The 8,864-nt window shown below is 64.9% G+C and carries 5 protein-coding genes and 1 pseudogene; all 6 read right to left on the reverse strand.

Annotated elements, in window-relative coordinates:
- Nucleotides 1–73 precede the first annotated feature (73 nt).
- Entirely contained in the window at nt 74–2,248 is a 2,175-nt protein-coding gene (pknB, locus tag EHS19_RS03300) for a Stk1 family PASTA domain-containing Ser/Thr kinase (RefSeq protein ID WP_151916380.1), read from the reverse strand.
- 299 nt (nt 2,249–2,547) lie between these two features.
- A pseudogene (locus tag EHS19_RS03305) lies at nt 2,548–3,450 on the reverse strand (serine/threonine-protein kinase); the annotation flags it as partial.
- Nucleotides 3,447–4,913: a peptidoglycan D,D-transpeptidase FtsI family protein gene (locus EHS19_RS03310; protein WP_151916381.1), complete on the reverse strand. Its 1,467-nt coding sequence runs from the start codon at nt 4,911–4,913 to the stop codon at nt 3,447–3,449. The gene EHS19_RS03310 and the pseudogene EHS19_RS03305, both read right to left, overlap by 4 nt.
- Nucleotides 4,910–6,733, reverse strand: a complete 1,824-nt coding sequence (locus tag EHS19_RS03315) for an FtsW/RodA/SpoVE family cell cycle protein (RefSeq protein WP_151916382.1) — start codon at nt 6,731–6,733, stop codon at nt 4,910–4,912. The genes EHS19_RS03310 and EHS19_RS03315 overlap by 4 nt, the downstream gene beginning before the upstream one ends.
- Nucleotides 6,730–8,496, reverse strand: a complete 1,767-nt coding sequence (locus EHS19_RS11710) for a PP2C family protein-serine/threonine phosphatase (protein ID WP_421745163.1) — start codon at nt 8,494–8,496, stop codon at nt 6,730–6,732. The genes EHS19_RS03315 and EHS19_RS11710 overlap by 4 nt, the downstream gene beginning before the upstream one ends.
- 5 nt (nt 8,497–8,501) lie before the next feature.
- Nucleotides 8,502–8,864, reverse strand: a 363-nt coding sequence (locus tag EHS19_RS03325) for an FHA domain-containing protein FhaB/FipA (protein ID WP_151916412.1), incomplete at its 5' end; no start/stop codon positions are given.

Raw genomic sequence — 8,864 nt, forward strand, 5'->3', positions numbered from 1 at the left:
CCAGGCCACTCACCGGCCACTCACCGGCCACTCACCGGCCACTCACCGGCCACTCACCGGCCCACGCACCGGCTCACTCACCGGTGGTGGTGCCGTTCGAGTTCGTGCCTCCGCCATTGTTGGTGCCGTTTGTATTCGTGCCGGTGCCGGTGTTGTTATTGTCGTCACCGGTGCCGGGGGTGTTCGCATTCGGATCAGCCTGCGAGACGATGGTGATCGTGCTGCCCTCGTCCACGGATTCGCCGGAGTCGGGGCTGATGCTTACCACCACGCCGTCGGTCGGACCGGTGATCTTCACCTTGAAGCCCTGAGCCTCAAGCGCGGCCTTCGCCGTGGCTGTCGCAGTGCCGGCGGCGACGGTCGGCACAGTCACCTTCTCCTTGCCGTCGGAAATGTACACGGTGATCGTGGACTTCTGCGCGATCGGAGAGCCGGCCACCGGGTCGGTGCGCACCACAGAGCCCTTCTCCACGTCCGCCGAGGTCTCATGTTCGATGACCACGGTGAACGACTTGAGCGCGTCCTGCGCCTTCTCCTGCGTCTGCCCGGTCACATCCGGCACCGTGGTCATGCCCGTCGACACATACAGCATGACGGTTGTTCCCTTGGCCTGAATCGTGCCGATCGCCGGACTGGTGCCGGTCACCTTGTCCTTCTCCACATCGGCGGAATCCTGCGTCTGCGTGCTTTCCTGCACGTCGAAGCCCTTGTCCTTGAGCTCGGCGCGGGCGTCCTCCTGACTCATGTTCTTGACATCGGGAATCGCCACCTGCTGCGGACCGGTCGAGAACCATACGCGCACGGTGCTGCCCTCTTCGACCTGCGAGCCGCCAGCCGGGTCCTGCTTGGTGAACGTGCCCTCCGGCTCGCTGGAGTCGGAATCCTGCATGGTCTGAATCTTCAGGCCCACTGCCTCGAGCTTCTGCTTGGCGAGTTCCGCGTTGGTCTGCGCCGAGAACGTCGGCACGGTGACCATCTTGGTGGCGTTCGCCTGGTTCATCGCGAACATCACGCCGACGACGATCGCAATCAAAGCAATTACGCCGAGGATCGAACCGATGATGATCTGCTTCCTGCGCTTCGCCTGCGCCGCGGCCGCACGCTGCTCGGCACGCGACTTGAGCGCCGCGTTCGCCGCCGCATTCGGATCAGCCGGCGGCATGCCGTATTGCGTGCCATACGGGTTGCCATACGGCGACATGCCGTTTGCACCATTCGCGCCGTTCATGCCGTTCGCTCCGGCGAGCGGATTGAACGCCTGCGTCGGCGCTCCCGCGTCGCCCATCGGCACGGTCGCCGTGGGCGGCTGGTTGAGCTCCTCCTGCTTGCGGGCCTTCATATTGGACAGGTCCGTCAGCGGGTTGAACGCGGCCGCCACCGGCACGCCGCCGTTCATGAACGTGAGAATGTCGTTCTTGAATTCGGCGGCCGTCGCATACCGGTTCTGCCGGTCCTTGGCCATTGCCTTGGCGCAGATCGAATCCCACATCTTCGGCAGTCCGGGCACCAGCGCGCTCGGCGGCGTGGCGACCTCGGACACATGCTGGTAGGCGATCGCCACCGCCGAATCGCCGGTGAACGGCGGCCGGCCGGTGAGCATCTCGTAGAGCACGCAGCCGGCGGAATACAGGTCGGAGCGCATGTCCACGGTCTCGCCGCGCGCCTGCTCGGGGCTCAGGTACTGCGCGGTGCCGACCACGCCCTGCGACTGGGTCATCGTGGCGGCGGAATCGTCCAGCGCGCGGGCGATGCCGAAGTCCATGACCTTGACCACGCCCTGCTCGGAGATCATGATGTTGCCGGGCTTGATGTCGCGGTGGATGATGCCCATGCGATGCGAGTATTCAAGCGCATTGAGCACGCCGAGCATCACCTGTTCGGCATCGCGCTGCGACAGCGGACCGTTCGCCTTGATGATGTCGCGCAGCGTCTGACCCTTGACGTACTCCATCACCAGATACGGCAGACGCTCGGTGCCGCCGGACTCGTTGACGAACGTCTCCTCGCCGGAATCGTAGATGTTGACGATGTTCGGATTGTTCATCTGCGCGACCGCGTGCGCCTCGCGGCGGAATCGCGACAGGAAGATCTCGTCGTTGGCGAGGTCGGAGCGCATGATCTTGATGGCCACCGTGCGGCCCAGTCGCGAATCGAGCGCCACCCGCACCTCGGCCATGCCTCCACGGCCGATGAGCTGACCGAGCTGGTATCGTCCATTAGCCAGCGCATTGGGCATGTTCCCGCTCATTGCTGCTCCTTCTGATTGTTCTCAAAGCTGTTCATCATGCCACCCGGCACGTTGTACGGATTGCTTGGATTGGGGTTGCCGACGCCGCGGTCGCCGACGCTGTAGTCGCCCGCATTCGGCTCGGCGCCGCCGTTCGGCTCGGCGCCGACGTTCGGCTCGGCGCCGACGTTTGACGCGCTGCCGATGCCGCCGCCCACAGCTACATCCGCAGCCGCAGCCGGTGCTGAGGTCGGCGCCGGTGCCGCAGCCGGCGTCGCGGTCGTGAATCGGTTCACACTGTTGAGCATCACGCTCGTCTGATGCGGAGCGCTGATCACGCGGCGCGGCATGCGCCCCGAACCGACCATCGTCTCGTCCATCTGCATGGTCTCCTGATCAAGCAGCCGCCGTTCGATGCGACCAAGAATCCGCGACACGGTGAGCGCGTCCTTCGGACGGTCGCGCGGATCCTTCGACAGCATCGACATGACGAACTGCCGCAGCTGCAGATCGATCGAATCGGGCAGCGGCGGCACCGGATTGTTCACATGCGCGGCGGCGATGTCGACCGGCGTCGCACCGGTGAACGGACGATGCCCGCACAGCCCCTCGTAGGCGACCACGCCCAGCGAATAGATGTCGGACTGCGGCGTGGCGTGCTTGCCCTGCGCCTGCTCGGGCGAAATGTACTGCGCGGTGCCCACCACCATGCCGTCCTGCGTGATCTGCTCCTGATTGGTCGAGTAGCTCACGCCGAAGTCGGTGATCTTCACCTCGCCGGATTCTGACACCATGATGTTGGCCGGTTTGACGTCGCGGTGAATCACCCCGTGGCTGTGCGCCACGAACAGTCCGCGCGCGGTCTGGATGAGGATCGGCAGCAGTTCGATCGCCGGAATCGGCCCGCGTTCGCGGTAGAGGTCGGCCAGCGATTTGCTCGGCACGTATTCCATGATGAGGAATCCGATGCCGTCATGCTCATAGTATTCAAACAGCGCGGCGATGTTCGGATGCGCAAGATTCGCGGAATTGTGCGCTTCGGCGCGCAGTCGGCGCAACTTGGCCTCGGAGTCGTTGGTCTGGTCGCCGCGCAGCGCCTTGATCGCGACCGGGCGGCCCAGCTGGATGTCGTATCCCTTCCAGACCTCGCCCATGCCGCCCTGCGCCAGGCGCCGGTCGAGACGGTAGCGCCGGTGGATTAGCTGTCCTTCGATCAGTCTCATTGCTTCAGCGCCTCCTCCATCAACGACTTCATAATCGGACCGGCAACCATTGAACCATACAGATCGACGTTGTGCACCACGACCGACACGGCGATCTTCGGGCTGTCGGCCGGCGCGAAGCCGATGATCCATCCGTCGATGGACGAGTTGCCGGTGCCGATCTGCGCGGTGCCGGTTTTCGCGGCGATCTTCACGCCCGGAATCTGCAGATCCGGGTACTCCTTGGTGATGACCCCTTCCATCATGCCGGTGAGCTTGTCGGCGGTGTCCTTGCTGAACGCCTCGGACATGACCTGCGGCTTGGTCTCGGACAGCACCGACAGATCGCTGGAGCGCACGCGATCGACGATCGTCGGCTTCATGAGCTTGCCGTCGTTGGCGACCGCGGAGGCGATCATCGCGTTCTGCAGCGGCGTGGTGGCGTTGTCGCCCTGACCGATCGACGCCAGCGCAAGCCGGTCGTCGGTGGGATCGTCGGGGAACTGCGCGGCGGCGGACCGCATCGGGTAGCCGGTGGCGTCGGAGCCGTCGATGGTGACCGCGCTGCCGTAGCCGAGCTTCTTCGCCATAGCATCGACCTTGTCGGAGCCGAGTTCGACGCCAAGCTGCGCGAATGCGGTGTTCGAGGAGTAGGCGAGCGCGTCGGCGAACGAGATCTTGCCGTTCGTGCCGGCCGCGATCGCCGACGAGTTGGGCAGCTTTGTGGACGTGCCGGGAAGCGTGTACTCGGCACCCGCCGGAATCTGCGTGTCCGGCTCGTATTTGCCGCTTTCGAGCGCGGCCGCCGCGACGACGGTCTTGAACGTCGATCCCGGCGGGTAGAGCTGCGAGGTCGCGCGGTTGATCATCGGATTCGACTGGTCGGCGATCAGCTGCGAGTAGGCTTTGTTGGTCGCTGCGAGATCGTGGTTGGCCAGCGCGCTCGGATCGTAGCTGGGCGTGCTCACCATCGCGAGGATGCGGCCGGTGCTCGGCTCCATCACCACGACGGAACCGTCGTTGTCGCCGAGCAGCTTGTAGGCGAGCTCCTGCAACTTGGGATCAATGGACGTTTCAATCGATGCGCCCGTGTTCGTCGAACCGGTGAGCACGGCCTTGAACCGCTCCCAGAACAGGGCGTCGGCCTGGCCGGACAGCAGCCTGCCGCGCGACGCCTCGATGCCGCGGTCGGCGGAGTGGGTGATCGAGAAGAAGCCGGTCACGGGCGCGTAGACCTTGCCGTTGGCGTAGACGCGCTGGTATTTGAACGAGTCGTTGACCGGATTCGACTTGGCGAGCACGGTTCCGTCCGACGCGAGAATCGCGCCGCGTGGCGCTGCGAACTCATGGTAGAGCGCGCGGGTGTTGCGCGGATCGCTGCTCAGCTCGTTGGCGCGAATGGCCATCATCATGGTCGTGGACATGCCCAGCACCACGAACAGGGCGATGACGGCGGTGAAAAGCTGCCGAAGAGAGACGTTCATCGCTCACCTCCCGGGAAGTCGGACGTGTCGTCAAGCTGGTCGTCATCGTCGTAATGGCTGGTGTCGTCGGGCAGCGGTTCGGCCAGCGCCTGCGTCAGCTGCTCGGACGGCTCCGACTGCGACTGGTACCCCTGCGGCATCTGCCCCTGCGGTGCCTGCGGCACTTCCAACGGCATCTCCATTGGCGACTCGACAGTCGGCACCTGCCCCTGCGACTCCTGCTCAGCGGCACCGGCATGCGATCCGTATGCGTCAAATGCCCCATGCGCGCCGTGCGCCGCGTGCGCACCATGCCGCGCCCGGGATTCGCCAGCCGCCATGCCCATGCCGAACAGCTCATGCACGGCAAGCGCCTCGGTCGGCTGCTGCTCGTTGCGCTGCGCGGCCTGCTCCATCTGCGCCCGACGCTGCGACTGCTGCGCCTCCTGTTCCTCGACCTGCTTGGCGCGCTCCTTGAGCTCATGATCGCGCAGCACGGCCAACGCCTCGTACTGGAACGTCTCGGACGAGGTCTCCGGCTCCGGCTTGTTCGCCGCATTCGAAATGACGACCAGCAGCGCGGCAAGCACATAGTTCGCGATCAGCGACGAGCCGCCGGCCGCCATATACGGCATGGTCAGACCGGTCAGCGGAATCACCAGCGTGATGCCGCCGACCACGGTGAACACCTGAAACGCCATCGTGAACACCAATCCGGACGACAGCAGCTTGCCGAATCCATCCTTGATCTTCATGGCGGTCACAAAACCGGACGCGATGATCAGAATATAAAGCACCAGCACCGCCATCAGACCGGTCAATCCCAACTCCTCGCCGACCGACGAATAGATGAAATCGGAATTGGCGAGCGGCGTGAGCGCAGGATGCCCCTCGCCCAGACCGGTGCCGGTCATGCCGCCGGCCGCCATGCCGAACAGACCCTTGACAAGCTGCTCGGAACCGCCCGGATAACGGTTGTAGATCGCGTCATCGAACGGATGCAGCCACACATCGACGCGATAACCGACATGCGCGAAGATGCGCGACGCGGCGACGGCACCCGCGGCGAACGCGAGCATACCGATCGCAATCCAGCTTTTGCGCCCGGTCGCAACGTACAGCATCGACACGAACATCGCGAAGAACATCAGCGATGTGCCCAGATCGCGCTGCATGACGAGCACGCCCATCGACGCGATCCAGACGATGATGATCGGGCCGAGATCCTTGATGCGCGGCAGTTGCATGCCGAGCACCTTCTTGCCGCCCACCGCCAGCTGATCGCGATGATCGAACAGATACGCGGCGAAGAAGAACGCGAGGAACAACTTGGCGAATTCGCCCGGCTGCAGCGTGCCGCCGATGATCGGCAGTTTGATCCAGATGCGCGCGCCGCCGATCTCCGTGCCCAGACCGGGGATCATCGGCGACAGCAGCAGCACCAGACCGACGACCATGCTCACATAGGAGAAGCGCCGGAATATGCGATAGTCACGCAGCGCCACGATCAGCACAATGCACACCACCAGCGCGGCCGCCTGCCAGATCAGCTGCCGCATACCCACCGCGGTGTTGTTCTGGTTGTCGATGCGGATGATCATCACCGTGCCGATCGCGTTGAGCAGCAGCACGCACGGCATGATCGACTGGCTGGCGTACGGCTGGAACTTGAGCGTCACGCCCCACAGCACAAGGTAGAGCGCACCGACCACGCCAAGCATGACGGCGTAGTTCGAGGGGAACGCATTGTCGATGCGCTCGAACATCTGGAAATACGCCATCAGCGAGATCAGCATCGCGAACAGGAGCAGCGATGCCTGGCGCAGTCGCAGTGCGATCATTGCTTGGTGCCGCCTTCCTGTTGCTGGGTGGTGGATTGGTTGCTGGAGTCGGTGCCGTTGGTGTTGTCGGCGCTGCCGCCGGCGCTGCCGTCAGCCGAATCGCCGGCGGAATCGCCGGAATTGCTGACGTAGGCGTTCGCTGCGGAATCCTTGTCGCGTTCGCTTTCGATGAATTGCGCGTGGCTTTCGGCCTCGTCGTAGCTGCTCACCGAAATGCCCTGATCAAGCTGGTCGCGCCACGACTGCGGCAGACTTGACGTCTGGATGTCGGTCTTCTTGACCTCATGCGACAGCCGGATGCCGAAGATGTTCGTGTTGACGCCCTGATAGATCGTCACCACGCCGTCGCTGGTGCCCAGATAATACTGCGATTGGCTCCAGATGTACACGCCCCAGCCGATGCCGCACAGCGCGGCAAGCGAGACGATCACGCTGAAAACCGCCACGAGACGGCCGCGACGGGAACGGGCGCGGTCGGTCTTGCGCTGCCTCACCTGCTCATGGCGGATGGCCTTCGCCACCTCGGGATCGTTCGGATCGGTGCTCAGACGGCCGTCCTTCTTCCTCACGATCGGGATTTCGCCGGTGTCGGGAGCGGACTGGGCGGTGGAATCGTCGCGTTCGCCGGACGGCTGCACCACGCGCGGCGCATTCTGATCGGCGCGATTGCCGGATTTGTCGCCGCCTACGCCGCCACCTGCGCCTGCGGATGCGCCGGCTGCCGTTGCGGCGGATTCGGCGGCCGCGGCACCACTGCTGCCGGTGCCGCCGGTGCCGTTGGCGTCGCCGGCACCGGCGTACCTCCCGGATGCGGCACCATTCGCAGAATCGGCGCGCGCCTCCTGAGCGAGCGCGCCGGCACGCTGGGCGGGGGACGGATCGTCGTCGCGCAATGCGGGCGGCGTGGCGACCGGCTCGTTGACGATATCGGCGATCGGCTCCAGACTTGCGCTGGCGGCACCGCCGACGAGCAGCGTCTGATGAGGAATGTCGAACGCGGCGGCATCGAGCGCGAGCGTGGCGTCGGCGATCACCGCGGTCACGTTGTCGGTGCTGCCGGCCTTGAGTGCCATCGAAACGAGCAGCTGGGCGCATTCCTCCTGATCGGAGCATTCCGCCATGACCTGCTCGATCGTGGAATCCTCCAGCACGCCGCACAGACCGTCGGAGCACAGCAGCCAGCGGTCGGCCGGATGCGCCTTGCGAATGGTGATGTCGGGGCGGGGGTCGATGTCGAAATCGCCGAGCACACGCATCACCACGTTGCGCTGCGGATGGTTCTTCGCCTCGGCCGGCGTGATGCGGCCGGTATCGATGAGATGCTGCACATAGCTGTGATCATGCGTCATGCGGGTGAGCTTGCCGCCGCGCAGCAGATACGCGCGCGAATCGCCGATGTGCGCCAGCGCCCAATAGCCGTTGACCAGCGCCACGGCGGTCACCGTGGTGCCCATGCCGGCGAGTTTGCGCTCCCGCTTCGCCTTGCCCACGATCGCGTCGTGCGCGGCCATCACCGAAGTCTCCATCATCTGCGTGACCTTGAGCACGTCGCCATTGACATCGTCGCGTTCGATGTGGGCGAGCGAGCGGATGGCGATGGTCGAGGCCGTGTCGCCGCCGGCATGGCCGCCCATGCCGTCGCAGATCGCGGCGAGATGCTCGCCGGCGAACGAGGAGTCCTGGTTGTTGGCGCGAACCGTGCCCACGTCCGAAACGGTCGTGGAGTACATGAACAGGCTTTGCGAAGCGGGTGAATTCGGCATTGAGATCACCTCAGTTCAAACGTGGTGGCACCGATGCGCACGGGAACGCGCGGGGCCAGAATCGTCGGTGTGCTGATGCGAATCTGATTGACGACCGTGCCGTTCGTGCTGTGCAAATCCTCGATGGCCCAGCGGTGCGAGGCCGGATCGAGATACACGCGGGCGTGATGGGACGACACGAACTCGTCGTTCAGCACCACGGTGTTGGTCGCCGCGCGGCCGAGCGTAATCGTGTCGCCGGTCAGCGGAACCGACGCGCCGGCCAGCGGCCCATCGATGATGACAAGCAGCGTAGGGCCGTTCGCCGCAGCCGAACCGGGCTGCTGCATCGACCGCCCCGGCTGCCCCAGCGGCCCCGGCTGCATGCC

The sequence above is a fragment of the Bifidobacterium jacchi genome (genome assembly GCF_009078285.1).
Taxonomy (GTDB): domain Bacteria; phylum Actinomycetota; class Actinomycetes; order Actinomycetales; family Bifidobacteriaceae; genus Bifidobacterium; species Bifidobacterium jacchi.